A 25,793-nucleotide genomic window follows, 5' to 3' on the forward strand; every position below is an offset into this window, starting at 1 on the left:
ATTCCTTCATTCCATGAGTAACCTGCAAATCAGTCTGGCCGTCCTGGGCTTTGTGGTGCTGGCCCTGATCATTGCCTACAACAGCTGGTCCGCACGCCGCAACGCACCCAAGCGCGCCGACCCCGTCGAAGAGGCGCAGCGCGATCCCTCGCGCCATGAACCCGGCATGGACACCGTGGGCCACGGCCCGGACCTGACGCACAGCCTGCGCGAGCCCGTGCTGGGCGACTTCGGCACGGCAGCCCCGGGCCAGAGCCCTACCGCCGTGGACCGCTTTGCCGAAACCGATGCCGAACTGGCCCATCTGGTCCAGCTCGAAGAGCAGCAGCGCCAGGCCGAGGCCCAGGCCGCTTTGGCGGCCAAGGCAGCCCAGGCGGTGCAGAACGCGCAGGCGGCCCATGCCCTGCAGGCGGCTGAAGACGCCAGCGCATCGGCACCCGCATCTGCGTCAGTGCCTGCGCCATCCCCGTTGGCACCGCAGTCCATCGAGCCTTCCCTCAACGACGCGGCCCTGACCAGCGCTGCGGCCAGCCGGCCGGGCCTGGATGCGCTGATCGATGCCATTGCCCCCGTGCAGGTCGGCCAGGCCGTGCCTGGCGAGCTGGCGCTGCAGGCCCAGCCGGCCACGCGGCGCGCGGGCAACAAGCCGTTTGCCATCGAAGGCATGAACCAGTCCACCCACCAGTGGGAGCCGCTGCAGCCCGGCCAGCGCTACCTGGGTTTCCAGGCCGGCGTGCAGCTGGCCAACCGCACGGGTGCGCTCAACGAGATCGAGTTCTCCGAGTTCGTTGCCAAGGTGCAGCGCTTTGCCGACGCGCTGGGCGCCACGCCCGACGTGCCCGACATGCTGCAGGAAGTGGCGCGTGCGCGCGAGCTCGACCAGTTCGCCAGCGAGCACGATGCCCAGCTCACCTTCATGCTGCGCGCACGCCAGGCCTCCTGGAGCGCGGGCTATGTGCAGCAGAACGCATCGCGCCAGGGCTTTCTGCCGGGCTCCATGCCCGGGCGCATGGCCCTGCCTTCGCCCACGCCCGGCATGCCGCCGGTACTGGTGCTCAACTACGACCCGCAGGCGGCCATGGCCGACGACCTGGACACCTCGGTGGTGCGCGAGTTCCTGCTGAGCCTGGACGTGCCCCAGGTGCCGCGCGGCGAGCAGGCCTTCGTGCAGCTGCGCCAGGTGGCCGAGCGCCTGTGCCAGACCATGGATGGAGTGCTCTGCGACCAGAACGGCTACCTGCTTCCGGCCATGGCGCTGGACCCCATCCAGCACGACCTGGAACAACTCTATGACAAGCTCGACAGCCGCGAGCTGTCGGCGGGCTCCATGCTGGCGCGGCGACTGTTCAGCTGACGCGGCGCGGTGCCCCTGGTGCACAACAGGCTCCTGGCCTCAACCCCATGAACGACAATCTGGATCTCTTCTCCGGCGCAGCCCCCGCGGCGCCGGAGTCCGGGGCCGCCCCCGACAAGGTGCTGGCCAAGGTGCAGGCGCTGCGCGCCCAGCTCAACCAATGGGCACATGAGTACTACGTGCTGGACACGCCCACCGTGCCCGACGGCGAGTACGACCGCGTCTTCCAGCAATTGCAGGCCTTGGAAGGTGCCTACCCCGAACTGGTCACCCCGGACTCGCCCACGCAGCGCGTGATCGGCGCCGTGCTAGACGGCCTGATGCCTGTGCGCCATGCCGTGCCCATGCTCAGCATCCGCACCGAGACCGACAACGAGGCCACGGGTGCCGAGGCCTTCGACGCACGCATCCGCAAGGAGCTGGAACTGGCCGAAGGCGCACCGCCCGTGGAATACGTGGCCGAGCCCAAGTTCGATGGCCTGGCCATGAACCTGCGCTACGAGAACGGCCGCCTGGTGCAGGCCACCACGCGCGGCGACGGCGAGGTGGGCGAGGACGTCACACACAACATCCGCACCATCCGCAAGATTCCGCTGTCCCTTCCCGAAGGCAAGGGCGTGCCGCCCGTGGTCGAGGTGCGCGGCGAGGTCTACATGGGCCGCGCCGACTTCGTCCGGCTCAACGAACGCCAGCAGGCCGCCGGCGGCAAGAGCTTTGCCAATCCGCGCAATGCGGCGGCGGGCTCGGTGCGCCAGCTGGACTCGGGCATTGCTGCGCAGCGACCGCTGTCCTTCTTCGCCTATGGCCTGGGAGAGATCACGCCGGCCGCGCAGGGCGGCCCCGACTTCGGCACCCACTACGCCATGCTGCAGACGCTGCGCGACTGGGGCTTCCCGGTGGCGCCCCAGGTCTGCATTGCCAAGGGTGCGGCCGAGCTGGTGGCCTTCCACCAGCGCATGGGCGCCGAGCGCGCCACGCTGCCCTACGAGATCGACGGCGTGGTCTACAAGGTCAACAGCCTGGCCCAGCAGCGCCAGCTGGGCTTTGTCTCGCGCGAGCCGCGCTGGGCCGTGGCCCACAAGTACCCGGCCGAGGAAATGCCCACGCGCATGGAAGGCATCGACATACAGGTCGGCCGCACGGGCAAGCTCACCCCCGTGGCGCGCCTGGCGCCCGTGGCCGTGGGCGGCGTCATCGTCACCAATGCCACGCTGCACAACCTGTTCGAGATCCGCAAGAAGCGCGTGCGCACCGGCGACACCGTGGTCGTGCGCCGCGCCGGCGATGTGATTCCCGAAGTCGTGGGCCGCGTGCCCGGCGACCGGCCGGCCTATGTGCCCAACTTCCGCATGCCCGCTGCATGCCCCATCTGCGGCAGCGCGGTGTCGCGCCCCAAGGGCGAGGCCAACCACCGCTGCACGGGCGGCCTGTTCTGCCCGGCGCAGCGCAAGGAGGCCATCCTGCACTTCGCCGCGCGGCGCGCCATGGACATCGAGGGCCTGGGCGACAAGCTGGTGGACCAGTTGGTGGACGGCCATGTGGTGCGCACGCTGCCCGACCTCTACCGCCTGGGCCTGGTGGCCCTGGCATCGCTGGACCGCATGGCCGAGAAGTCGGCCCAGAACGTGCTGGATGCGCTGGAGAAATCCAAGAAGACCACGCTGGCGCGATTCCTCTTCGGCCTGGGCATCCGCCAGGTCGGCGAGTCCACGGCCAAGGACCTGGCCCGCCATTTCGGCCAGCTGGACGCCATCATGGACGCCAGCGTCGAGCAACTGCTGCAGGTGCGCGACGTCGGGCCCATCGTGGCCGAGAGCATCCACACCTTCTTCGCCCAGCCCCACAACCGCGAGGTGGTCGAGCAGTTGCGTGCCTGCGGCGTGCACTGGGAAGAGGGCGCGGCGCGCGAGCAGACCGCCCAGCCCCTGGCCGGCATGACCGTGGTGCTCACCGGCACGCTGCCCACGCTGGGCCGCGACCAGGCCAAGGAGATGCTGGAGGCCGCTGGCGCCAAGGTCTCCGGATCGGTCAGCAAAAAGACCAGCTACGTGGTGGCGGGCGCCGAGGCCGGCAGCAAGCTGGCCAAGGCCGAGGAACTGGGTGTGCCCGTGCTGGACGAGGCCGGCATGCTGGCCCTGCTGGCGGGTGACCCCCCTGCTGCAGCCGCAGCGGAGCAGGGCTGATGGCGCTGAGTCCGCGCAAACCCGTGGTCGGCCTGGCGCTGGGCAGCGGGTCGGCGCGCGGCTGGGCGCATTTCGGCGTGCTGCGCGCGCTCGAGGATGCGGGCCTGCGGCCCGACATCATCTGCGGCTCGTCCATCGGCGCCCTGGTGGGCGCCTCCTATGCGGCCGGTGAAATGCAGCGCTTCGAGGAATGGGTGCTGGGCCTGGGCATGCGCAAGGTCTTCGGCTTCATGGACTTCAACATCGCGGGCGGCATGCTCAAGGGCGAGAAGCTGATCTCGTTCTGGCGCGAGCATTTCGTGGACTCGGCCATCGAGGATCTGAGGATTCCCTTCGGCGCCGTGGCCACCGACCTGCATTCGGGTGCCGAGGTCTGGCTGCGCAAGGGCTCCATCGCCGATGCCGTGCGCGCCTCCATCGCGCTGCCCGGCCTGTTCACGCCCGTGCAGCGCGAAGGGCGGCTGCTGGTCGATGGCGGCATCGTCAACCCCGTGCCCGCCTCGCTGGCGCGCGCCATGGGCGCGGACATCGTGATCGCGGTCGATCTCAATGCCGACATCATGCGGCGCCACATGCGGCCGCTGGCGCCCGCTGCCGCCATGGCCGCTGCGCCGCCGCTGGAGGAGGCCCCGCCCGCCGTGGAGCAGGGCGTGGCGCCCGAGGACCTGTCGGGCCAGGCCAGCGCCGTGGCCGGCTCGGCCTGGATGCGCCGGCTGCAGCGCGGCGTGATGGGGTGGATGCCCGGCCACCACCGCGATGAGGCAGGCCGCGAGACCGAGCCCCCGCCCCGGCCGCCCTCGCTGCTGGACGTGGTGATGACCAGCGTCAACATCATGCAGATGCGCATCACGCGCAGCCGCATGGCGGGCGACCCGCCCGAGCTGGTGATCGCCCCGCGCCTGTCCCACCTGGGCCTGCTGGACTTCCACCGCGCCCGCGAGGCCATCGACGAAGGCTACGAGGCGGCGCAGGCCGCGCTTCCGGGCCTGCGCCACTGGGGTCTGTGAGGCCCCGGGGGAACGCGCCCTATGCCGCCTGGGCATCCCAGGCCGCCTCGCGCTCCACTGCTGCCGCGCTGCGGTCTGCGTTGGCCGCCGCGCCGCGCGAAGGCTGCAGCCGTTGCATCAATGCAGCCGGATCCAGGCACTGGATCAGCGGCAGGCCCGCGCCGGCATGCACCAGCTCCCGCACCAGGGCCGGCGTCGTGGAGGCCACGCTGAGCATGGGCGATTCCACCAGCGCGCTGGCCGGCAGCCGGTGCACGCCTTGCAGCGCGCTGACCAGCAGCCCCACGCGCAGGCCGCCGTGCTGGACCACGATGACCTGCGACTGCTCGGTGACCACGCCGGGCCGGCCCTGCAGCAGCGCGGCCAGGTCGAACACCCAGACATAGCCGCTGACGCTGCCCTGGCTGCGCCGCGCCAGCGCACCCACGCAAAACGGCAGCCGCCCTGCCGCCACGGGCGAGATGGCGCTGGCGGGCAGGGCCTCGCAGACATCGGCCGCGCGCAGGGCCAGCAGGCTGGCGCCCACGTAGAAGCTGGCCAGTTCCACCGGCGCATCGCCACCGCCGTGCGCGGCGAGCGCACGCGCGACAGGACGCGAGCCATCCAGCCGCGTGGCCGGCGCCAGGCGCAGGGCGCGGTTGCGCGCATCGGCATGCACAGGCCCCAGCCGCTGCAGGCTCAGGCTGACGAGGCCGGCCAGTGTGTCCTCCGTTGCGCTTTCCTTTGCATCGCGTGCCGCGCCCTGGTCCAGCCGGAACTCGCGGTAGCCTCGCCCGGCGGCCATGCCGACGATGCAGTAGTGGCCTTCGATTTCCTCGATGCTGCTGCGTACCTCTCCATCGGCCAGCGTTGCCAGCCCGGCCACGCCTTCTATGCAACTGCCCAGCGGCCGACCGCCGTGGCTGGCGGCGATGATGCGGCCGTCGCGTGCCACGTAGAAAGCCTCCATCGGCAAACGGGGCAGGCCGTGGTCTTCGGGGCCGGCGTCTTCGGACTGCTCCGGTGCAGCGGCCTGCAGCATGGCCTGCAGTTCTCGGCGCGTGTGGAACAGCAGGGCAATGCCGCCGATGGCGGGGCCCTGATCTGCGCCCTGCCCATGCCCATGTCCATTGGTGGTTGAGGGGGCGCGCAATGCGGCGTGGTAGACGTGGACGGGCAGGCCCCCATCGTCCAGCTCCTGCACGTGATAGGCCTGGGCATCGCGCAGCGCCATGGTGGCCTGCAGTGCCGAGGCCTGCACGCGCACGCCGGGTGACAGCGGCAGACCGGGTTCGTCCTCATGGCTGCAGGCCAGCACCAGGCCCTGGGCGTCATACAGCGCAATGCGCGCATAGACGGTGTACAGCGCATTGAGCTGCTCCAGCAGACGCTGCGCGGCGTCGTGTGCCTGTACCGACAGGGCCAGGCAGCCGCTGTTGTCTTGCAGCACTTTCTGCAGGCCTGGCGTCAGGGCCCACCAGCGGCAATCGTTGGCGCGTTCGTAGAGATTGCGCTCCAGCAGGTCCATCAGCAGCCGGTTCAGCGTGGTGTGCTCCTGCAGCCGCGTGGACAGCGCCGTCTCGTGCAGGCCGTGGATGGCGCGCGTGAACACGGCATGGGTCAGGTCGCCGGTCTCGCTCATCTGCTCCAGCACGGCCTGCAGCGGGTCCGGGTGGGCCGTGCCCTGCACGGGGGACTCCGGCGCCTGGCTGGCAGCCAGCACCTGGCCGTTCCAGACCACGCGGCGTATGTCGTCGGCCGCGCGTGCCATGGCGTGCAGGGGCGGGCAAAAGCCGCGCGCCTGGGCCATCAGCCCCTCGGCAATGGCCGGCTCCAGCGCCTGCAGCACCTGCGGTCTTTGCTGCGCGGCGAAGGCCAGGTCCAGCGGTGCCATTACTTGGGTCTGCCAGCCCTGCGGCCCCGCGTAGCCCTGGTAGGGCAGGGCGCGCGCCGTGCGCACCAGGTAGGTGCGGCCTGCATGGATCAGCGGCTGCACGGCATCACCATGGTGCATGGGCACGCGGCTGCCGGGGGCTATCCAGTGGGCATCGCTGCTGGCGATGACCAGTCCGCCGTCGTCCAACAGCAGCCCCACCTGGGCGCGCGGCCCGCCCGAGGCAAAGATGGCCTGCATCTCGGCGGCGAAGTCGAAGCTCAGGCACAGCACGCCGAGCACCGCCATGGTGCGTGGGTGCAGCAGGCGCTGCGCGTAGATCAGGCGGTCTGCGCCGGGCAGCACGCAGCTGGCGCCGAAATGGCTGACATGGCCGGCCTGCTGCAGGCACTGCTGGAACCAGCCCTCGGCGCAGGGCGGCAGCGGCTTGTCGCCTGCCTGGGCGCGTGCACAGACCTGGCCCTGGGTGTCCAGCAGCAGGATGTCGTCGTAGACCGTGTACTTGGCACGGTAGGCCTGCAGGTGCAGCTGCAGCGGAGCCTGCCAGGCGTGCAGGCCGCCCGCGGCCATGTCCAGCAGGATGTCGCCATCGCCGAGCTGGGCCATGGCCTCGCACAGCACGGAATCGGCGGCCAGGAAGCCGACATCGGCCGTGCGCTCGTAGAGGCTGCGCACCAGCAGGTCGATGGCATGGCTGGACTGCATGCCCAGCTGGGCCATGGCTTCCTGCGCGGACTGGGCCAGCTGCGACTGCAGCAGGCCTTGCTCCAGCTGCTCCAACCCCTGGCGCGTGTCGGTCAGCATGGACACCAGGGCCTGTCCCTGCTGCGAGGCCTGCATGCGGGCCGAAGCCTCGATGAGACGCCACATGAGCCGGATCTCGCGCAGGTCGGCGGCGTTGCGGTTGAGTTCCCGCAGGTGGGGAAGAATCAGGTCGGTGGGCAGGGATGTGGCCATGGGGCGCTCCGCAGTCAGGTTCAGGTTCGGTAAACCAACTTTTCCGCTCAGGGAAAAGCCCTATGCAAAGAGCAAGAAGGAGGCCAGTTTGTGACTAAATGTGTCTGCAAGGTGACATAGGGATGACGGACCGCCGCCTGCTCCCCGCACGCAGCCCGTCCGGTGCCACACCGGGGCATGGCCCGGCATCACCGCAGTGCGTACGCCGGCGCCCCGTGCAGCACGGTGGTGCCTGGCGGCCGTGCAGGCCTACAGGCTCAGGTCGATGGAGTGCACCCGGTGCGCGTCCAGCAGGCCGGCAGCCCGGTCGGCGAAGTAGCGCTCCAGCGTCACGCGCACGGTGCGGAAGGCCAGTTCTTCCCAGGGAACATCGGCCTGCGCAAACAGGCGGGCCTCCATGGTCTCGGGGCCGGGGTAGAACTGCTCGCTGCGCAGACGGGCGCGGTAGAACAGATGGACCTGGCTGACCTTGGGCACGTCCACGATGGAAAACAGCGGCCCCATCTCGATGTCGGCGCCGGCTTCCTCGTCGGTCTCGCGCTGGGCGCCGCGTGCCGTGGTCTCGGCCAGTTCCATGAAGCCTGCGGGCAGGGTCCACAGGCCCCGGCGTGGCTCGATGTTGCGCTTGCACAGCAGCACGCGGCCGTCGTCGGTCACGGGGATGGTGCCCACCACGTTCAGCGGGTTCTCGTAGTGGATGGTGTGGCAGTGCGGGCACACGGCGCGCTCGCGCGTGTCGCCATCGTCAGGAAGGCGGTAGACCACCGCCGTGCCGCAGGCTCGGCAGAACTTGATGGGGCTGCGAAAAATCATGCCGACACCATGAAAGTGAAAGCGCCGCCAGACGGAAGGCAGTAAGGCATTCCGTGCGGCGGACCGTGGGTTCAAACACAAAGGCCGGCAGGCCGGGGAGCGTGCTCCCTGCTGCCTTGCCGGCCTGTCGCCAGGCTCAGAGAAAACTCAGGCGATCTTGACGCTCAAGGGGCTCAGCCCGTCGATGCGGCCTTCCAGCAGGTCACCGCGCACCACGGCGGCCACGCCTTCGGGCGTGCCCGTCATGATCAGGTCGCCGGGCTGCAGTTCCCAGGCCGCCGACAGGTGCTCGATGGTCTCGGCAATGTTCCAGATCAGCTTGCCGATGTCGCTGCGCTGGCGGTCGGCGCCATTGACCTGCAGCGAGATCGCGGCCTTGGCGATGTCGCCGGCCTCGGCTGCCGGGGTGATGGGGCCGATGGGTGCGGCATGCTCGAAGGCCTTGCCGATGCACCAGGGTCGGCCCTGCTTCTTCATGTCGTTTTGCAGGTCGCGGCGCGTCATGTCCAGGCCCACGGCGTAGCCCCAGATGTAGTCCAGCGCATCGGCTGCCAGGATGTTCTTGCCCGCCTTGCCGATGGCCACGACGAGCTCGATCTCGTGGTGCAGGTTGGAGGTCAGCGTGGGGTAGGGCATGGTGCCCGTGGTGCCGGCCTCGACGGGCACGATGGCGTCGGCAGGCTTGAGGAAGAAGAAGGGCGGCTCGCGGCCGGTGAAGCCCATCTCCTTGGCGTGTTCTTCGTAGTTGCGGCCCACGCAGTAGATGCGGTGCACGGGGAAGCGCTCGGGGCGGCCCAGGACGGGTACGCTGGCCACGGCGGGCGGGTTGAAAACGTAGCTCATGTCGGTGTTCCTCTGGCGCCTTGTCTCTTGGGCGCCGCCGCAAGTGTGCCATGCATCGGCGCTGCTGCACGGTATGCTTTGCGGTCTATGAAGCTCCACACCTACTTCCGCTCGTCGGCCTCCTACCGCGTGCGCATTGCGCTGCAGATCAAGGGCCTGGACTATGAATCCGTACCCGTGCACCTGCTGCGCGGCGACCACAAGGCGCCGGCCTATGCCCAGCATGTCGGCGATGCGCTGGTGCCGGCGCTGGAGACCGAGGACGGCCACTGGCTGACCCAGTCCATGGCCATCATCGAATATCTCGATGAGACCCATGCCGAAATACCGCTGCTGCCGCGTGACGCCCTGGGCCGTGCCCATGTGCGCGCACTGGCCCAGATGGTGGCCTGCGAGATCCATCCGCTCAACAACCTGCGCGTGCTCAAGTACCTGGTGCGCAACCTGGGTGTCTCCGACGAGGCCAAGAGCGGCTGGTACGTGCATTGGGTGCGATCGGGCCTGGAGGCCTTCGAGCGCCAGCTGGACCTGCTGGCCGCCGAGCGCGAGGCCGCCGGCCTGCCGCCTTCGCTGTTTTGCTGGGGCGACACGCCCACGCTGGCCGATTGCTGCCTGGTGCCGCAGATCTTCAACGGCCGCCGCTTCAACGTGAGCCTGGACGGCCTGCCGCGCCTGGCGGCCATCGTCGATCGCTGCGAGGCGCTGCCGGCCTTCCAGAAGGCCCATCCCTCGGCCTGCCCCGACGCGGAATGAGCGCGGCCCGGCCTGACTCCATCCCCGGCAACCTCCCCGGCACCATCCCCGTATCCTGGCTGGTGCCCGACTGGCCCGCGCCGCCCGGCGTGCACGCGCTGTGCACCTCGCGCGAAGGCGGCGTCAGCACGGCGCCCTGGGGCAGCCTGAACCTGGGCGACCATGTGGGCGACGACCCGCAGGCCGTGCGCGCCAACCGCCAGCGCCTGCAGGAGATCGTGCGTGCGGATACGCCGGATGCCTGCGCGGTGTTCCTGCAGCAGGTGCATGGCGTGGATGTCATCGCACTGGATGCTGGCAGCGCGCAGGACCAGGCCTTCGATGCCTGCGTGACCAGCGCCTCGGGCGTGGTCTGCACCATCATGGTGGCCGACTGCCTGCCCGTGCTGCTGGCCCATCGCAGCGGCGCCGTGGTGGGCGCGGCCCATGCGGGCTGGCGCGGTCTGGCCGGAATGCCGCCTGGCCATGCGGGTCAGCCGTTGGCAGGCGGTGTGCTGGAGTCTCTGTTCAAGCGCTTTGCCGATCAGCTCCGGACCGCGCTCGAGCAGGTGGCGCCGCAGACCCTGGCATGGCTGGGCCCTTGCATCGGTCCGCGTTCCTTTGAGGTCGGTGCCGAGGTGCGTGCTGCCTTCATCGCGCATGACGCCGCCGCCGCCGCGCATTTCACCGCCATACCTCAGGCGGGCGAGGGCACCCCCAAGTACCTGGCCAGCCTGGCCGGGCTTGCGCGCCAGCGCCTGGCGGCGCTGGGCATCACTGCCATCCATGGCAATGACGGCAGCGACGCATGGTGCACGGTGCTCAACGACTCACGGTTCTTTTCGCACCGGCGCGACGCTGCCCGCCTGGGCAGCAGCGGCCGATTCGCCGCCTGCATCTGGAAGGACTGAGGGCGCGGGCGCGTCCGGTGCGTCCGCCGTGCCCTGCGAGGCCTGCTGCTGCGCCAGCCAGGCCTGGCGCTCGGCCAGTTCGCGCGCATGGCGCTTTCGGTTGCGCGCGGGCGTACCCATGATGTAGATCACGATGGACAGCGGCAGCAGTCCATACAGTGCGAAAGTGACCAGGGCGCCGAGTATGCTGCCCGTGGGGCTGGCGGCTTCGGCCACGGCCATCATCAGCGTGACATACAACCAGGCGATAACAACGAGATACATGGTCGATTCGAAAAAGGCGCACCGGGCACGGGTTTTTGTGGAGGGCTGTGCCGGGCAACGGGGGGCTCGCCTGGGTCACAATCAAAACGGATGCCCCGCAAGCCCCAGGCTATTGCGAACGGCATCCGCGAACAAGGATGCAGCATGAATTTTGACCCACTCGCAGGCCTGCCAGGCCAACCCATCCAGCAATTCTGGAACGAGCAATGGAGCCGGACGCTGCAGATACTGCAGCAGATGGGATCACCGGGAATGCCGGGGGCACAGGGCGCGGGCATGCCGGACATGGCCCAGGCCTGGAAGGCTGCAGTCCCCGAACCCGGCGCCTTGCCCGAGAACGCGCTGTCGCTGGACCCCGAAAAGCTGCTGGAGCTGCAGCGCCAGTACCTGGACGGCGCCAAGGCCATGTGCGAGCAGGGCGGCGCCCAGGCGCTGCTGGCCAAGGACAAGCGCTTCAACACCCAATCCTGGGCCGACAACCCGCTGACGGCGGCCACCGCAGCCACCTATCTGCTCAACAGCCGCATGCTCATGGGCCTGGCCGAGGCCGTGCAGGCCGACGAGAAGACCCGCAACCGCGTGCGCTTCGCTGTGGAACAGTGGCTGGCTGCCATGTCGCCCAGCAACTTCCTGGCACTCAATGCAGAGGCGCAGAAGAAGGCCATCGAAACCCAGGGCGAGAGCCTGGCCCTGGGCGTGGCCAACCTGCTGGCCGACATGCGCCAGGGCCATGTCTCCATGACCGACGAGAGCCTGTTCACCGTGGGCAAGAACGTTGCCACCACCGAAGGCGCCGTGGTGTTCGAGAACGAGCTGTTCCAGCTCATCGAGTACAAGCCGCTGACGGACAAGGTGCACGAGCGTCCCTTCCTCATGGTGCCGCCGTGCATCAACAAGTTCTACATCCTGGACCTGCAGCCCGACAACTCGCTGATCCGCTATGCCGTCAGCCAGGGCCACCGCACCTTCGTGATGAGCTGGCGCAATCCCGACGACAGCCTGGCGCACAAGACCTGGGACAACTACATCGAAGACGGCGTGCTCACCGGCATCCGCGTGGCACGCGAGATCGCGGGGGCCGAGCAGATCAACGTGCTGGGCTTTTGCGTGGGCGGCACCATGCTGTCCACCGCGCTGGCCGTGCTGCAGGCACGCCACGACCGCGAGCATGGCGCAGCTGCTGCTCCGGCGGCCAAGGCGGCTCCAGCCAAGCGCGCGGCTGGCAGCCGCAGCGCCGCCCGCACATCCACAGCCCGCGCCACGGCGCCGGCCGGCGTGCCATTTCCCGTGGCCAGCGTCACGCTGCTGACCACTTTCATCGACTTCAGCGACACCGGCATCCTCGATGTCTTCATCGATGAGTCCGTGGTGCGCTTCCGCGAAATGCAGATGGGCGAGGGCGGCCTCATGAAGGGCCAGGACCTGGCATCGACCTTCAGCTTTCTGCGTCCCAACGATCTGGTCTGGAACTACGTGGTGGGCAACTACCTCAAGGGCGAAACACCGCCGCCGTTCGACCTGCTGTACTGGAACAGCGACTGCACCAACCTGCCCGGCCCGTACTACGCCTGGTACCTGCGCAACCTCTACCTGGAAAACAAGCTGGTCGAGCCCGGTGCGCTGACCGTCTGCGGCGAGCGCATCGACATGCACCAGCTGCGCCTGCCGGCCTATATCTACGGCTCGCGCGAGGACCACATCGTGCCCGTGGGCGGCTCCTATGCATCGACCCAGGTGCTGGGTGGCGACAAGCGTTTCGTCATGGGCGCATCCGGCCACATCGCGGGCGTGATCAATCCGCCGGCCAAGAAAAAGCGCAGCTACTGGCTGCGCGAGGACGGCCAGCTGCCGCCCACGCTCAAGGAGTGGCAGGCCGGCGCCGACGAGTACCCGGGCAGCTGGTGGGCCGACTGGAGCCCCTGGCTGGCCGAGCACGGCGGCAAGCTGGTCGCGGCGCCAAAGCAGTACGGCAAGGGCAGGGAATACACGGCCATCGAGCCGGCCCCGGGCCGCTACGTGCTGGCCAAGGCCTGAGGCACAATCGTTTCGATGCTGCAGCGCAATAACGCTGCGGCTTGAATGCAGGGTGCCGCTGCCGCAGCTTCGGCAGTGCGTGCCCGGGCATCCCTTCAAGAGTCCAAAGAAAGGTCCGTCATCATGGAAGACATCGTCATCGTTTCCGCTGTCCGCACTGCCGTTGGCAAGTTCGGCGGCACCCTTGCCAAGATCCCCGCCACCGAACTGGGCTCCATCGTGATCCGCGAGGCTCTGAGCCGCGCCAAGGTCGGCACCGACCAGGTCGGTGAAGTCATCATGGGCCAGGTGCTGGCCGCTGGCGCAGGCCAGAACCCTGCACGCCAGGCCATGATGAAGGCCGGCATCGCCAAGGAAACCCCGGCCCTGACCATCAACGCGGTCTGCGGCTCGGGCCTGAAGGCCGTGATGCTGGCGGCCCAGGCCGTGGCTACGGGCGACAGCGAGATCGTCGTGGCCGGCGGCCAGGAGAACATGAGCCTGTCCCCCCACGTGCTGCCGGGCTCGCGCGACGGCCAGCGCATGGGCGAGTGGAAGATGGCTGACACCATGATCGTGGACGGCCTGTGGGACGTCTACAACCAGTACCACATGGGCATCACGGCCGAGAACGTGGCCAAGGAAAAGAGCGTCAGCCGCGAACAGCAGGACGCCCTGGCCCTGGCCAGCCAGCAAAAGGCCACGGCCGCGCAGGACGCCGGCAAGTTCGTGGATGAGATCGTTCCCGTCAGCATTCCCCAGCGCAAGGGCGATCCCGTGGTCTTTGCGGCCGACGAGTACATCAACCGCAAGACCAACGCCGAGGCGCTGGCAGGCCTGCGTCCGGCCTTCGACAAGGCCGGCTCGGTGACGGCCGGCAATGCTTCGGGCCTGAACGACGGCGCCGCCGCCGTGGTGGTGATGAGCGCCTCCAAGGCCAAGGCCCTGGGCCTGACGCCGCTGGCGCGCATCGTCTCCTATGCCACCAGCGGTCTGGACCCCGCCACCATGGGCCTGGGCCCGGTGTTCGCCTCGCGCAAGGCGCTGCAGCGCGCCGGCTGGTCTGCGCAGGACGTTGACCTGTTCGAGCTGAACGAAGCCTTCGCGGCACAGGCCTGTGCGGTGAACCAGGAGCTGGGCATCGATCCGGCCAAGGTCAACGTCAACGGCGGGGCCATTGCCATCGGCCACCCCATCGGCGCATCGGGCGCCCGCATCCTGGTGACCCTGCTGCACGAGATGCAGCGCAGCGGCGCCAGGAAGGGTCTGGCCGGCCTGTGCATCGGCGGCGGCATGGGCGTGGCCATGGCGGTGGAGCGCGTCTGAGAGGCTCCGGGAAAACGTTAGCAAGCTTTCAGGGTAGATCCTAGGCTTGACTAGGGCCTGCCCGAAGAGGGGCGCAGCGCACGCGCTGCATACTAGCCATGCGAGGGGGCCGGGCCCAGAGGCTCAGGCACCCTTGGCGATAACCGGCGTCAATGTTCCGGTTGTCATGGATAGATTGATCTGAAGCAACCATTGATTGACAGGAGAGAAGAATGGCTCAAAAAGTAGCGTATGTCACAGGGGGAATGGGAGGCATCGGAACGGCCATCTGCCAGCGTCTGCACAAGGAAGGCTTCAAGGTCATCGCAGGTTGTGGTCCGTCGCGCGACTTCCAGAAGTGGCTTGACGAGCAAAAGGCGCTGGGTTTCACCTTCCATGCATCGGTGGGCAATGTGGGCGACTGGGCTTCCACCGTCGAAGCCTTCAGCAAGACCAAGGCCGAGCACGGCAGCATCGATGTGCTGGTCAACAATGCCGGCATCACGCGTGACCGCATGTTCATCAAGATGACGCCCGAAGACTGGCAGGCCGTCATCGAGACCAACCTCAACTCCATGTTCAACGTGACCAAGCAGGTCGTGGGCGACATGGTGGAAAAGGGCTGGGGCCGCATCATCAACATCAGCTCGGTCAATGGCGCCAAGGGCCAGGCCGGGCAGACCAATTACTCGGCCGCCAAGGCGGGCATGCACGGCTTCACCATGGCGCTGGCGCAGGAGATGGCCACCAAGGGCGTGACCGTGAACACCGTGAGCCCCGGCTACATCGGCACCGACATGGTCAAGGCCATCCGTCCCGACGTGCTGGAGAAGATCGTGGGCACCATCCCCGTCAAGCGCCTGGGCGAGCCCAGCGAGATCGCATCGATCATCGCCTGGCTGGCTTCGGAGGAAGGCGGCTATTCCACCGGCGCCGATTTTTCGGTCAACGGTGGCCTGCACATGCATTGAACCTGCAAGGGTTCGCACTGCAAAGGAGCCTCCGGGCTCCTTTTTTGTGGGGCAGCCCCGCGGCAAATGTCCCAGAAATGACAAAACCCGCTGAAGCGGGTTCTGTGGAAGAGGGGGTCTGCACGGAAGGCCGTCAGACCGGTGGTGTCAGAGACTGGGGCACCGTGTGCGCCAGCCAGCGCCTCAGCGCTTGCGATCGCGTTCGTCTTCGGGCCAGATGGACATGATGGCGTTCGTTTGCATGGAAACTTCTCCTGTATTGCTCTCTTAACGCGGGCTGGATTCAGCTGGTTGACAGGTTTTTAAAAAATTTTCGAAGGAAGTCGAAACTTTTTCGTGACCCGGTTTTCAAGCGCTGCGGGGGCCGCGCTTGCGGTCACGGTCATCCCATGGCCAGACAGCTTGGGCCAGCGCAGCGGCTGCAAAGCGGGTCTGCAGGGCGGTGTGGGAAAAGATGTCGGTCATTGCAGTCACTCCTTTGCGTGTTCAACGCGGGGCAGTGGCGGCAGGTTGACTCAGGGATTGCCCGAGGACGCAAGCAATTGCAAGCCCGGAGGTGGTGATCTGTCAGTTTGAAGACAGATTTCTGGCGCGGTGAGAAAAAATCCGTTTCCTGACAGAGGCTTACGGGCGTGGCGGGCCAATGTCGATGCTGTTACGCCTCGTTGCCCGCAATGCGTGGGCACAGGTCAACCCGGGGTGAAAACGTCCATCAGGCAAAAATCAGGGTCACGGCAGGCGCGTCGTCCACGATGTAGCCGCGGTACATGCCGGCGCTGTTGAAGGGGCAGTGCACGCGTCCGTCGCTGTCCACGGCCACCACGCCGCCCTGGCCACCGATGTGTGTCAGCGTGCCCCGCACTGCGGCGTCGGCTGCGAGTTCCAGGCTTTGCCCCAGGTAGCGCATGCGCGCATGGATGTCGTGCGCGAGGGCTGCGCGCAGGAAATGCTCGCCGGTTCCGGTGGCCGCCACGGCGCAGGTGGTGCTGTCGGCGTAGAAACCTGCGCCCACCACGGGCGTGTCGCCCACGCGCCCGGGGCGCTTGTTGGTCAGCCCGCCGGTGGATGCGGCAGCGGCCAGGTTGCCATGCACATCGCGCGCCACGGCGCCGACCGTGCCCATCTTGCCGTTCTCGTTCAGCGGAGCAGGGTGCGCCGCCAGTCCGCTGGCGTCGTGGTCCAGCAGCGCGGTCTGGCCGGATTGCGCCTGCACCCGGCGCAGCTGTGCCAGGCGCTCGGCAGAGTCGAAGTAGCCTGCATCCATCCGCGCCAGCCCGCGCTCATCGGCAAACCGCTGCGCCCCTTCGCCGACCAGGAGCACGCACTGGCCATCGTCAAGAACATGCCGCGCCAGCGCAATCGGATTGCGCACCTGGCTGACGGAGGCGACTGCGCCGGCCCGCAGGTTGCTGCCGTCCATCAGGCCGGCGTCCATCTCGTGGCGCGCGTCGCGCGTGTAGACGGAGCCGCGCCCGGCATTGAACAGCGGGCAGTCTTCCAGGGACTGGCACGCGGCCTGGACGGCGTCCAGCGCGCTGGCGCCGCGCCGCAGCAGGGCGGCGCCCGCCTCCAGCGCCTGGGCCAGCGCGGCGTGGTAGGGGGCCTCGTCGGCCTGGCCCTGGATGACGGTGCCTGCTCCGCCGTGCACGGCAATGGAAAAATTTCGGGAGTTCTGGGACATGTTCATTGGAGTGCGTAGCGCGATTCCAGGAAGCGGCCATAGCGGGCGATGCCCAGGCCGATGAGCAGGTAGACGGCACAGACCACCATGTACATCTCCACGAAGTACGCAATCCAGTGGGGGTCGCTCATGGCCATCTTCAGGGAGCCAGTGATGTCGTAGATGTTCACGATCGCCACCAGGGAGGTGTCCTTCACCGCGCCGATGAAGTTGCTCACCGTGGGCGCGATGGTCACGCGCAGCGCCTGCGGCAGGACCACGTGGCGCAGCACCTGCACTCTGGTGAAGCCCATGGCCTGGGCCGCCATGACCTGGCCTTGGGGCACGGCCTGCAGCCCGCCGCGAAACACCTCGGCAAGATAGGCCGCGCTGAAGGCCGCCAGGCAGACGGCGATGCGGACCATGGGGTCCACCCGCCATTGCGCGGGCACCAGCATGGGCAGCACGAAGGCCCCGAAGAACAGCAGCGTGATCAGGGGTACGCCGCGCACGGCCTCGATGAAGCCCGTGCACAGGATGCGGATCAAGGGCAGGCTGGAGCGCCGGCCCAGTGCCAGCAGGATGCCCAGCGGGACACCGGCCAGGCAGGCGATCACGGCAAGGAACAGGGTCAGCGGCAGGCCGCCCCACAGATCGCTGGGCACGGGTGCCAGGCCGGCCACACCGCCGGCCATCAGCACGCCAAAGCCGGTCAACCCGGCCAGCAGCATTGCCATGCCGGCGCGGCCGAAGAAGCGCGGCAGCGCCGCCACGCCCACGCTGCCCAGCAGCCAAAGGCTGGCGGCGACGGGGCGCCACTGTTCGGCCACGGGATAGCGGCCCAGGAATACCAGGCGGTATTTCTCGCGCACCACGCCCCAGCAGGCGCCGGCCGCAGCGCGGCATGTGTCGGGGTCGGCTGCGGTTTCGGCGTGGAGCATGCCCCAGGCCAGCAGCTTCCAGCCCGCCCACAGCGCGGCCAGCAGCAGCGTGGCGGTGATGAGCCCGGAGAGCGCATCCGGAAACAGGCTGGCGCGCAGGCGCTGCGCCAGCGGAACCCGGGGCGGGGCCACCGGCAGGGCCGGTGCGCGGAGTACGGCACTCATGGGCAGGTCTTTCCCGGCTAGCGTGTGATGAAGGCACTGCGCTGGTTGAAGGCATTCAATGCCAGCGAGGTCAGCAGGTTGATGGCCAGGTAGACCACCGCGATGATGGTCACGCATTCGATGGCCTGGCCGGTCTGGCTCATGGCGGTGTTGGCGACCATCACCACGTCGGGGTAGCCGATGGCCACGGCCAGCGAGGAGTTCTTGATGGTGCTGAGCGCCAGGTTGGTATAGGGGGGAATGATCACCCGCAGGGCCTGCGGCAGCACGACCAGGCGCAGCTGCTGGCCGCGGCGCATGCCCAGGGCCGAGGCAGCATTCCATTGCCCGCGCGGCACGGCCTGCAGACCGGCGCGCACGATTTCAGCGCAATAGGCGGCGGCATACAGGCCCAGGGCTCCCACCAGGGCCAGGAATTCAGGCGTCAGCGCCAGTCCTCCGTCGATGCCGAACATGCCCGGTTGCGGAGAACTCCAGTGCCAGCCCACCGCGCTGTCGTACACCGGGCCGGGCAGGGCCAGCCCCGCCTTGCTCAGAAAGCCCAGGGGGCCGATGGCCAGAGGGTGGTCCACATCGGGCAGCAGCGAAGTCAGCGCGAAATACCACAGCAGCACCTGCACCAGCAGCGGGATGTTGCGCGCCACATCGACATAGAGGCGCACGGCGCCGCGCAGCAGCGGATGCCTTGCCACGGCGGCCACGCCCAGCAGCAGGCCCAGCACGGTGGCCAGCACGAGCGCGGGCACGGCGGCGCGAACCGTGTTGGCCACGCCGGCCGCGACCGCACGCAGGTAGCTGTCGCCGGGCTCGTAGGGCAGCAGCCCTTCGGAGATGGAAAAGCCGGCCGTCTGCTCCAGAAAGCCGAAGCCCCCGGCAATGCCGCGCGCGGCCATGTTGCTGCTGGCGTTGTGCGCCAGCCAGCCCAGCAGCAATATCAGCAGCCAGCCGATGGCGAGCTGCAAGGTCAGCCGGCCCCAGCGTGGCCGGGTGGGGGCCGGCGGCTGTCGTGCCCCGGCGTCGATGGCATTCACGGCTTTCGCAGCATCCACAGCGTTCGCGGCATTCATGGCAGGGTGCCTTCGGCGCGTCAGTTCATCGGCGGCGACATCATCAGGCCGCCCTTGGTGAACAGCGCGTTCTTGCCGCGCGGCACGTTCAATCCGGACCTGGCGCCCAGGTTGCGTTCATAGCTCTCGCCATAGTTGCCCACGGCCTTGACGATGCGCAGCGCCCATTCCCTGTCCAGCCCCAGCTGCTTGCCCAGGTCGTCGCTCTGGCCCAGGAAACGCTTGACCTGGATACTGTCGGAGCGGGTCTTGAGCTCGTCGGCATTGGCCTGGGTGATGCCCAGCTCCTCGGCCTCGATCATGGCGTTGAGTGTCCAGCGCACGACGGCGAACCATTCGTCGTCACCGCGGCGCACGGCCGGGCCGGCCGGCTCCTTGGAGATGACTTCGGGCAGGATCACGTAGTCGTCGGGGTTGGCCAGTTCCTTGCCGCGCAGCACGGCCAGGGCGCCGAGGTCGCCGGTATAGGCCTGGCAGCGCCCGCTGCTGAAGGCCTGCAGGGCCGCTTCGGGGTTGTCGAACACCACCGCCTTGTAGTTGAGCTTGTGGGCGCGAAAGTACTCCGACAGGGTCTTTTCCGTGGTGGATCCGCTGATCACGCAGATGGTGGCGCCAGAGAGCTGCTTGACGCTGTTCAGGCCGGGTTTCTTCCTGGCCATGAAGCCCTGGCCGTCGTGGAAATTGATGCCCGCCCACATCAGGCCCAGGCCGTTGTCGCGCGTGAAGGTCCAGGTGGTGTTGCGTGCCAGCAGATCGATCTCGCCGGACTGCAGCGCCGTGATGCGTGTCTGGCCGCTGGTGGGAATGAACTTGACCTTGCCGGCGTCGCCCAGGGTGGCGGCCGCCACGGCGCGGCAGAAATCCACGTCCAGCCCGGACCAGTTGCCGCTGCCGTCGGCCAGCGCAAAGCCTGCGCGCCCCGTGTGCACACCGCAGGCCACGGCGCCGCGCTGCTTGATGCCATCCAGTGTCTTGCCTGCGTAGGCCGGCGCGGCAGCGAGCGTGGCCGCGGCGGCCATCGAGGCGAAAAGAAAGCGGAAACGGGCAGGGGCATTCATGCGGAGTCCTTTGCGGCGGGATGGGGGGCCTGGGGTTGCGGCTTGCTCGCCGCAGGTGAAGCGGGGCTGCTGTCCGGTATCAGGTAGGGAAGCACCGACTCGGACAGTTCGACCAGGCTGCGCACGGCCTGGGGCGTGGCGCGGATGACCTGGGTGGCCAGCGCTTCGACCATGGCCATGGCCGCCAGCACCGACGATGGCAGCAGAGGGTGGGCGGCGGGTGCCAGCAGCACGTAGTCGGCCTGGCCGGCCAGCGGGCTGGTGGCCTCGTCGGTGATGGCGATGGTCAGGGCGCCCCGCTGGCGCGCATGCGCCGTCAGCTCCACCGCTTCGCGTGAGTAGCGCGGCAGCGAGATCGCGATCAGCACGTCCTGCTCCGTCAGCCCCGTCATGCGCCTGACGGCTTGCTCCGTGCCGCCTGCGCAGGCCACTTCCAGCACCTGGGGCAGATAAGGCTGCAGCGCGTCGGCGCCAAAGGCTGCCACATGGTGGGAGCTGCCAAAGCCCATGAACAGGACGCGCCGCGCGCGGCAGATGCGCTGGGCCAGTTGATCGAGCAGGCCGGGGTCGCAGGCCTGTGCGGCCGCCTGCAGATTGCGCTGCGTGTGCTCGAAGGCCTGCGCTCCCACGGCGCTTGCGGCAGGCTCGTGCGCCGCGCGCAGCTTGTTCACGGGCTCCAGGGCCTGTTGCAGCTGGCGGCCCAGGTGCAGGCGCAGATCGGCAAAGCCTTCGTAGCCGGCGTGCTTGGCGAAGCGGTTGACGGCAGCCAGGGAGCCTCCGCAGGCATTGGCCACTTCCTCGGCGCTCAGCGTGACGGCCAGGACCGGATGCGCGGCCATCCAGCGGCCGACCCGGGCGACGGCGGGCGAGCCATCGACGCTGGCGCGCAGCAGTTCCTGTACGGCGGGATGGGGGTGGAATTCCATGAATGAATGAAAGTGAATGGTCTATTTCATTCATTATTTTTTAGGAATGAAATCTTTCATTCAGGGGAAACCCTGAACCGAACGATCCATGCGTTCCGCTGGCTGCGGGGGAGTGCGGGGGCGTGAGGGGAGTGGGGGGGAGGGCGGGGCCTCGGGGGCGCAATTGGGTGGAGCCGAAGTGGAGCGCCGTCTTCACGCGGGACGACGCTGGTGGCAGACGGTCATGGGTGCGAGCAAGGGCCTCGCACCCATGGGGCCGCCTGATTTTCGGGAACGACTGGAATCAGTCGGACATCGCGGCCGACAGCTGCTCGATCTGCTCGCTCAGTTCCAGCCAGCGTTCCTCCAGGCTGTCGATCTCGTCGTTGCAGGCCTTGAGGCTGCGGCCTGCTTCGGCCATCTCGGCGGGCGAGATGGGCTGGCTCAGCAGGCCCTCCAGCCGCGTGCGTTCGGCCTGCAGCTGGGGCAGGCGCTTGTCCAGCTGTTCCAGTTCCTTCTTGAACGGCCGGGTCTTCTCGGCCATCTGCTGGCGGGCCAGGGCGGCCAGGCGCCGTTGCTCGCGCTGGTCTCCGGCGCTGGCGGCCGGCGGCGTGGATGGGGCAGCGGGGGCCGGGGCCAGCGCAGCAGCCACGGGGGCCTGCACTGCAGGTGCTGCAGCTGCTGCACCTGCTGCGGGCTCCACCTGCGCTGCCGCCTTGCTGGTGGCCGCAGCCGCCTGTTCGGCCTTGCGGGCTTCCTCGCGCAGGCGGCGGGATTCTTCCAGCAGGTAGCGCTGGTAGTCGTCCAGATCGCCGTCGAAGGGGCCGACCACGCCACGGCCGACCAGCCAGAAGTCCTCGCAGACCGAGCGCAGCAGGGCGCGGTCGTGGCTGACCAGCATGACGGTGCCGTCGAAGTCGTTGATGGCCATGGCCAGGGCCTCGCGCGTGGCCAGGTCCAGGTGGTTGGTGGGCTCGTCCAGCAGCAGCAGGTTGGGGCGCTGCCAGACGATCATGGCCAGCACCAGGCGCGCCTTCTCGCCGCCGCTCATGCTGCCCACGGCCTGCTTGACCATGTCGCCGCTGAAGTTGAACGTACCCAGGTAGCTGCGCAGGTCCTGCTCGCGCGCCTGCGGGCCGGTGGCGCCGGTGTCCCGTGCCAGGCGGATCATGTGCTCCATCGGGTTTTCGCCGGGGCGCAGCACGTCCAGTTCCTGCTGGGCGAAGTAGCCGATGTTCAGGCCCTTGCCTTCGGTCACGGTGCCGGCCAGGGCCTTCATCTCGCGCGCGATGGTCTTGACCAGGGTGGACTTGCCCTGGCCGTTGGCACCCAGGATGCCGATGCGCTGGCCCGCCAGCACCGAGCGGTTGACGCCGCGCAGGATGGTGGTCGCCTGGCCTTCGTCGTCCAGGTAGCCGAATGCGGCGTCCGTGATCGCCAGCATGGGGTTGGGCAGGTTGGCGGGCGGCTTGAACTCGAAGGTGAAATCGGCGCTGGCCAGCATGGGCGCGACCTTTTCCATGCGCTCGATCTGCTTGACGCGGCTTTGCGCCTGCTTGGCCTTGGAGGCCTTGGCCTTGAAGCGGTCGATGAATTTTTGCAGGTGGGCGATCTTTTCCTGCTGGCGCTCGAACGAAGCCTGCTGCAGCAGCATCTGCTGGGCGCGCAGTTCCTCGAACTTGCTGTAGTTGCCGCCATAGCGCGTGACCTGCGCGTTTTCGATGTGCAGCGTGGTGTTGGTGATGGCGTCCAGGAATTCGCGGTCATGGCTGATCACGACCAGGGTGCCGGGGTAGCGCTTGAGCCAGGCTTCCAGCCAGACCAGGGCGTCCAGGTCCAAGTGGTTGGTGGGCTCGTCCAGCAGCAGCAGGTCGGAGGGGCACATCAGCGCGCGCGCCAGCTGCAGGCGCATGCGCCAGCCGCCCGAGAAGCTGTTGACGGGGTGCTCCAGCTCGGAGACCTTGAAGCCCAGGCCCAGGATCAGGGCCTGTGCGCGCGGCACGGCGTCGTGCGCGCCGGCATCGGCCAGGTCCACGTGGGCGTGGGCGATGGCCATGCCGTCCTCGCTGGCCTCGGCGGCCGCGAGCTGGGCGTTGAGCTCGCTCAGGCGGGTGTCGCCGTCCAGCACGAATTGGGTGGCCGTCTCCGAGGTCTCGGGCATGTTCTGCGCGACCTGGCCCAGGCGCCATTGCGAGGGGATGGAGAACTCTCCGCCATCCTCGGCCAGGCTGCCGTTGAGCAGGGCGAACAGGCTGGACTTGCCGGCGCCATTGCGTCCGACAAGGCCGACTTTTTCACCGGGGTTGATGGAGACGGAGGTGCTGTCCAGCAGCACGCGGGTACCGCGGCGCAGGGTAATGTTGCGAAGGCTGATCATGAATGGGCAGGATTATCCCAGCGATTGCGCCAGGGCAGGATTGCCGCCCGCCATGCCCGTGCCCGGCCACGGTGCAAAGCCCTGGTACCAGGCCCTAGATGGGCTGTATGCCCACGCGCTGCATCATGGACTGGGTGAACTGGATCTCGCGCTCGAAGCCCTTGGCATAGGCTTCGGCGCTGGTGATGGCGACCTTGCCGCCTTCCTGCTCCAGCAAGGCGATGACCTTGGGCTGCCTGAGCACCTCCTCCAGCGCCGTGCGCAGCCGCTGGACGATGGCATCGGGCGTGGCGGCCGGCACGGACACACCGCCCCAGGACGTGAGGTTGACGTCGGGCACGCCCAGCTCGGCCAGGGTCTGCACCTGGGGCAACTTGGCGTTGCGCTGGGGGCCGGCAATGGCCAGCGGCACCAGCCTGCCCGCCAGCACCTGGGGATAGGCCACGGAAAACAGCGGGGCGCCGAAGGCCACCTGCTGGCCCAGCACGGCATTGACCAGCTCGGACGCGCCCTTGTAGGGCACATGGTTGACCTGCAGGCCCATGCTGGAGGCCAGCATCTCCACGCCCAGGTGCGATGGCGTGCCCACGCCGCCCGAGGCATAGTCCAGCGCGCCCGGCCTGGCCTTGGCGCGGGCGGCCAGGTCATCCAGCGTGCGCATGCCGGAGTCGGCATGCACGACGACCAGGATGTCCGAGCGCGACATGCCCAGCACATGGCGGAAGTCCTTGAACACGTCGTAGCCCGGGCTTTTGTACATGCGCATGGCGGCGGCCATGGGCGAGCCCGAGTACAGCAGGGTGTAGCCGTCCGCCGGCGCCTTGGCCACCTGGCGGGCGCCGATGTTGCCGCCCGCGCCGGCGCGGTTGTCTATCACCACGGGCTGGCCCAGCTGGGCCGACAGCGCCTCGGCCACGATGCGCGCGGCCGTGTCGGGGCTGGTGCCGGCCAGGTAGGGCACCACCCATTTGATGGGGCGCGTGGGCCAGGCGCTGTCGTGCGCTGAGGCTGTGGCGGCCCAGGGCAGGCCTGCCGCAAGCGATGCGGCGCCTGCAGCCCGCAGGAATTGGCGGCGGTCCTGGCCGCTGCTGGTGATGTGTGGCATGGCTTTGTCTCCTGGTCTTTTGTCTTTTCTGTTTGCTGGGGGAGTGCTGGGGCTGCCGGCCAGCCTCAGGCGCCGGCCCGCTCCAGCAGCTCCTTGGCGATGGTGTTGCGCTGTATCTCGCTGGTGCCCGTGAGCACGCGGTACATGCGCAGCATGCGGAACAGGAATTCCACGCGCCGGCCCTGGACGATGCCTTCGCCGCCATGGATCTGCACGGCGCGGTCGGCGATGCGAAACGCCGTCTCCGAGCAGAACAGCTTGCTCATCGAGGCCTGGGCGCGCGCGTCGATGCTGGCGTCTATGGCGCGGGCCGTCTGCACCATCAGCGCGCGCGCGGCCATCCATTCGGTGGCCATGTCGGCCAGCATGTGCTGTATGGACTGGAACTGGGCAATGCTGCGGCCGAATTGCTGGCGCCCCAGCGCATAGTCACGCGCATCGCGCAGCGCCACCTGCGCCAGCCCCATCATGGCCGGGCAGTGCAGCAGGCGGTTGACGGTGATGCGGCCCAGCGCCAGGGCCAGGCCCCGGCCCGGCTCGCCGATCAACTGGGCAGCGGGCACGCGGCAGCCGTCGAGCACGATGTCTCCCGTGCTCGATTGACCGGCCATGGTCTTGTAGCCGCTGACCACCTGCACACCCGGTGCATGCAGGTCCACGAAGAAGGCGCTGATCTCGCGCTGCGGGCTGCCCTCGGGCGCGGTCGAGGCCATGAGCACGGCGAAGTCGGCAAACGGCGAGCCCGAGATGAAGCGCTTGCGGCCGTGGAGCATGTAATGGTCGCCTTCCAGCACGGCGCGCGTCTCCAGCGCGCCCGCGTCCGAGCCGGCCGCCGCCTCGGTCAGCGCAAAGCAGATGGACTTTTCGGCGCGTGCCACGGGCAGGATGAACTGCTCCATCTGCAAGGGCGTGGCCTTGCGGATCAGCGCGCCTATGCGCGGCGGGCCGCTGAGTTCGCCCAGCACATGGGGCGCGAAGGGCGATCCCGTGGCGTAGATGGCCTCCTTGACCAGCACCTGGTCGAGCACGGACAGGCCGGCGCCGCCCATGGCCTCGGGCAGGGTCATGCCGTAGAAGCCGCGCGCATGCGACAGCTTCCAGACCTGGCGCAGCAAATCGGTGGAGGCGCTGTTTTCATGGTCCACACCATGCGCGCGGGCGAGGTCGGCCAGTTCGCCGTGGATGAAGGCGTTGAGCGCGTCGATCAGGCCGGCTGCGCGCTCGGAGCCTTCAAAGGGCATTTCCAGCAGGGCAGCGTTGGCGGTGGGGAGTGTGTCTTTGGCGTTCAT

General features: G+C 68.4%; 20 protein-coding genes. 8 read left to right on the plus strand and 12 right to left on the minus strand.

What is annotated here, in order from left to right; all coding sequences use genetic code 11:
• The first annotated feature begins 13 nt into the window (after positions 1-13).
• From ACN20X_RS16810 to ACN20X_RS16820, 3 genes are read left to right on the plus strand one after another with little or no spacing between them, the layout of a single operon-like run.
• Positions 14-1,354: a cell division protein FtsZ gene (locus tag ACN20X_RS16810; protein ID WP_473209631.1), complete on the plus strand. Its 1,341-nt coding sequence runs from the start codon at positions 14-16 to the stop codon at positions 1,352-1,354.
• 47 nt (positions 1,355-1,401) lie between these two features.
• The gene (ligA, locus tag ACN20X_RS16815; protein WP_016453503.1) at positions 1,402-3,537 is read left to right on the plus strand and encodes an NAD-dependent DNA ligase LigA; all 2,136 of its coding nucleotides are present in this window, start codon (positions 1,402-1,404) and stop codon (positions 3,535-3,537) included.
• Positions 3,537-4,544, plus strand: coding sequence for a patatin-like phospholipase family protein (locus ACN20X_RS16820; RefSeq protein WP_016453502.1), 1,008 nt, complete (start codon positions 3,537-3,539; stop codon positions 4,542-4,544). The genes ligA and ACN20X_RS16820 overlap by 1 nt, the downstream gene beginning before the upstream one ends.
• 19 nt (positions 4,545-4,563) lie before the next feature.
• On the opposite strand, the gene ACN20X_RS16825 is transcribed toward ACN20X_RS16820, so the two are convergent.
• The 3 genes from ACN20X_RS16825 to ACN20X_RS16835 all read right to left on the minus strand — a co-directional run bounded on the left by ACN20X_RS16825 (position 4,564) and on the right by ACN20X_RS16835 (position 9,030).
• A complete protein-coding gene (locus ACN20X_RS16825) occupies positions 4,564-7,374 on the minus strand; it encodes a chemotaxis protein CheW (protein ID WP_473209632.1) in 2,811 nt (936 codons plus the stop codon).
• Positions 7,375-7,623: 249 nt separating this feature from the next.
• Positions 7,624-8,187 (minus strand): NUDIX hydrolase, encoded by a 564-nt coding sequence (locus ACN20X_RS16830; RefSeq protein ID WP_016453500.1) that lies wholly within the window; start codon positions 8,185-8,187, stop codon positions 7,624-7,626.
• Between the two features lie 147 nt (positions 8,188-8,334).
• Positions 8,335-9,030: a fumarylacetoacetate hydrolase family protein gene (locus ACN20X_RS16835; RefSeq protein ID WP_016445923.1), complete on the minus strand. Its 696-nt coding sequence runs from the start codon at positions 9,028-9,030 to the stop codon at positions 8,335-8,337.
• A gap of 87 nt (positions 9,031-9,117) precedes the next feature.
• Between ACN20X_RS16835 and maiA the strand changes: the two genes are divergently transcribed.
• Together maiA and ACN20X_RS16845 are read left to right on the plus strand one after the other, a co-directional pair.
• Positions 9,118-9,783 (plus strand): maleylacetoacetate isomerase, encoded by a 666-nt coding sequence (gene maiA / locus ACN20X_RS16840; protein ID WP_016445924.1) that lies wholly within the window; start codon positions 9,118-9,120, stop codon positions 9,781-9,783.
• Positions 9,780-10,673, plus strand: coding sequence for a purine nucleoside phosphorylase YfiH/LACC1 family protein (locus tag ACN20X_RS16845; RefSeq protein ID WP_016453499.1), 894 nt, complete (start codon positions 9,780-9,782; stop codon positions 10,671-10,673). The genes maiA and ACN20X_RS16845 overlap by 4 nt, the downstream gene beginning before the upstream one ends.
• Here the strand turns inward: ACN20X_RS16845 and ACN20X_RS16850 are convergent.
• Positions 10,593-10,937, minus strand: a complete 345-nt coding sequence (locus ACN20X_RS16850; protein WP_016445926.1) for a hypothetical protein — start codon at positions 10,935-10,937, stop codon at positions 10,593-10,595. The two genes, ACN20X_RS16845 and ACN20X_RS16850, sit on opposite strands and share 81 nt — an antisense overlap.
• Positions 10,938-11,081: 144 nt before the next feature.
• Here ACN20X_RS16850 and ACN20X_RS16855 point away from each other — a divergent pair, with 144 nt between their 5' ends.
• From ACN20X_RS16855 to phbB, 3 genes are all read left to right on the plus strand, one after another.
• Positions 11,082-12,971 (plus strand): PHA/PHB synthase family protein, encoded by a 1,890-nt coding sequence (locus ACN20X_RS16855; protein WP_016453498.1) that lies wholly within the window; start codon positions 11,082-11,084, stop codon positions 12,969-12,971.
• A gap of 123 nt (positions 12,972-13,094) precedes the next feature.
• Complete coding sequence (locus ACN20X_RS16860; RefSeq protein WP_016453497.1) at positions 13,095-14,276, plus strand: acetyl-CoA C-acetyltransferase; 1,182 nt, start codon at positions 13,095-13,097, stop codon at positions 14,274-14,276.
• Positions 14,277-14,488: 212 nt separating this feature from the next.
• Complete coding sequence (gene phbB / locus ACN20X_RS16865) at positions 14,489-15,226, plus strand: acetoacetyl-CoA reductase (protein ID WP_016445929.1); 738 nt, start codon at positions 14,489-14,491, stop codon at positions 15,224-15,226.
• A 712-nt stretch (positions 15,227-15,938) separates the two neighbouring features.
• Here phbB and ACN20X_RS16870 read toward each other — a convergent pair.
• The 8 genes from ACN20X_RS16870 to ACN20X_RS16905 form a co-directional block, all read right to left on the minus strand.
• On the minus strand, positions 15,939-16,913 hold the full coding sequence (locus tag ACN20X_RS16870) for an isoaspartyl peptidase/L-asparaginase family protein (protein ID WP_473209633.1): 975 nt from the start codon (positions 16,911-16,913) through the stop codon (positions 15,939-15,941).
• Entirely contained in the window at positions 16,910-17,992 is a 1,083-nt protein-coding gene (locus tag ACN20X_RS16875) for an amino acid ABC transporter permease (RefSeq protein WP_016453495.1), read from the minus strand. The genes ACN20X_RS16870 and ACN20X_RS16875 overlap by 4 nt, the downstream gene beginning before the upstream one ends.
• A gap of 17 nt (positions 17,993-18,009) precedes the next feature.
• Positions 18,010-19,059, minus strand: a complete 1,050-nt coding sequence (locus ACN20X_RS16880) for an amino acid ABC transporter permease (RefSeq protein ID WP_016453494.1) — start codon at positions 19,057-19,059, stop codon at positions 18,010-18,012.
• 20 nt (positions 19,060-19,079) lie between these two features.
• Complete coding sequence (locus ACN20X_RS16885) at positions 19,080-20,117, minus strand: amino acid ABC transporter substrate-binding protein (protein WP_392412948.1); 1,038 nt, start codon at positions 20,115-20,117, stop codon at positions 19,080-19,082.
• Complete coding sequence (locus tag ACN20X_RS16890; protein ID WP_236884614.1) at positions 20,114-21,043, minus strand: MurR/RpiR family transcriptional regulator; 930 nt, start codon at positions 21,041-21,043, stop codon at positions 20,114-20,116. Before ACN20X_RS16890 ends, ACN20X_RS16885 begins: the two co-directional genes overlap by 4 nt.
• A gap of 283 nt (positions 21,044-21,326) precedes the next feature.
• Positions 21,327-23,399: an ABC-F family ATP-binding cassette domain-containing protein gene (locus ACN20X_RS16895; RefSeq protein ID WP_160852510.1), complete on the minus strand. Its 2,073-nt coding sequence runs from the start codon at positions 23,397-23,399 to the stop codon at positions 21,327-21,329.
• Between the two features lie 94 nt (positions 23,400-23,493).
• Positions 23,494-24,504, minus strand: coding sequence for a tripartite tricarboxylate transporter substrate binding protein (locus tag ACN20X_RS16900; RefSeq protein ID WP_016453490.1), 1,011 nt, complete (start codon positions 24,502-24,504; stop codon positions 23,494-23,496).
• 65 nt (positions 24,505-24,569) lie between these two features.
• A complete protein-coding gene (locus ACN20X_RS16905; RefSeq protein WP_473209634.1) occupies positions 24,570-25,793 on the minus strand; it encodes an acyl-CoA dehydrogenase family protein in 1,224 nt (407 codons plus the stop codon).

This window comes from Delftia sp. PX-1 (genome assembly GCF_055797465.1).

Bases quoted from the DNA above. Each gene is read 5' to 3' on its own strand.
- ACN20X_RS16860 (WP_016453497.1), top strand. From the start codon at position 13,095: ATGGAAGACATCGTCATCGTTTCCGCTGTCCGCACTGCCGTTGGCAAG.
- ACN20X_RS16895 (WP_160852510.1), bottom strand. From the start codon at position 23,399: ATGATCAGCCTTCGCAACATTACCCTGCGCCGCGGTACCCGCGTGCTG.
- ACN20X_RS16845 (WP_016453499.1), top strand. From the start codon at position 9,780: ATGAGCGCGGCCCGGCCTGACTCCATCCCCGGCAACCTCCCCGGCACC.
- ACN20X_RS16855 (WP_016453498.1), top strand. From the start codon at position 11,082: ATGAATTTTGACCCACTCGCAGGCCTGCCAGGCCAACCCATCCAGCAA.
- ACN20X_RS16810 (WP_473209631.1), top strand. From the start codon at position 14: ATGAGTAACCTGCAAATCAGTCTGGCCGTCCTGGGCTTTGTGGTGCTG.
- ACN20X_RS16890 (WP_236884614.1), bottom strand. From the start codon at position 21,043: ATGGAATTCCACCCCCATCCCGCCGTACAGGAACTGCTGCGCGCCAGC.
- ACN20X_RS16870 (WP_473209633.1), bottom strand. From the start codon at position 16,913: ATGAACATGTCCCAGAACTCCCGAAATTTTTCCATTGCCGTGCACGGC.
- ACN20X_RS16830 (WP_016453500.1), bottom strand. From the start codon at position 8,187: ATGATTTTTCGCAGCCCCATCAAGTTCTGCCGAGCCTGCGGCACGGCG.
- ACN20X_RS16880 (WP_016453494.1), bottom strand. From the start codon at position 19,059: ATGAATGCCGCGAACGCTGTGGATGCTGCGAAAGCCGTGAATGCCATC.
- ligA (WP_016453503.1), top strand. From the start codon at position 1,402: ATGAACGACAATCTGGATCTCTTCTCCGGCGCAGCCCCCGCGGCGCCG.
- ACN20X_RS16850 (WP_016445926.1), bottom strand. From the start codon at position 10,937: ATGTATCTCGTTGTTATCGCCTGGTTGTATGTCACGCTGATGATGGCC.
- maiA (WP_016445924.1), top strand. From the start codon at position 9,118: ATGAAGCTCCACACCTACTTCCGCTCGTCGGCCTCCTACCGCGTGCGC.
- phbB (WP_016445929.1), top strand. From the start codon at position 14,489: ATGGCTCAAAAAGTAGCGTATGTCACAGGGGGAATGGGAGGCATCGGA.
- ACN20X_RS16905 (WP_473209634.1), bottom strand. From the start codon at position 25,793: ATGAACGCCAAAGACACACTCCCCACCGCCAACGCTGCCCTGCTGGAA.
- ACN20X_RS16820 (WP_016453502.1), top strand. From the start codon at position 3,537: ATGGCGCTGAGTCCGCGCAAACCCGTGGTCGGCCTGGCGCTGGGCAGC.
- ACN20X_RS16825 (WP_473209632.1), bottom strand. From the start codon at position 7,374: ATGGCCACATCCCTGCCCACCGACCTGATTCTTCCCCACCTGCGGGAA.
- ACN20X_RS16875 (WP_016453495.1), bottom strand. From the start codon at position 17,992: ATGAGTGCCGTACTCCGCGCACCGGCCCTGCCGGTGGCCCCGCCCCGG.
- ACN20X_RS16885 (WP_392412948.1), bottom strand. From the start codon at position 20,117: ATGAATGCCCCTGCCCGTTTCCGCTTTCTTTTCGCCTCGATGGCCGCC.
- ACN20X_RS16900 (WP_016453490.1), bottom strand. From the start codon at position 24,504: ATGCCACACATCACCAGCAGCGGCCAGGACCGCCGCCAATTCCTGCGG.
- ACN20X_RS16835 (WP_016445923.1), bottom strand. From the start codon at position 9,030: ATGAGCTACGTTTTCAACCCGCCCGCCGTGGCCAGCGTACCCGTCCTG.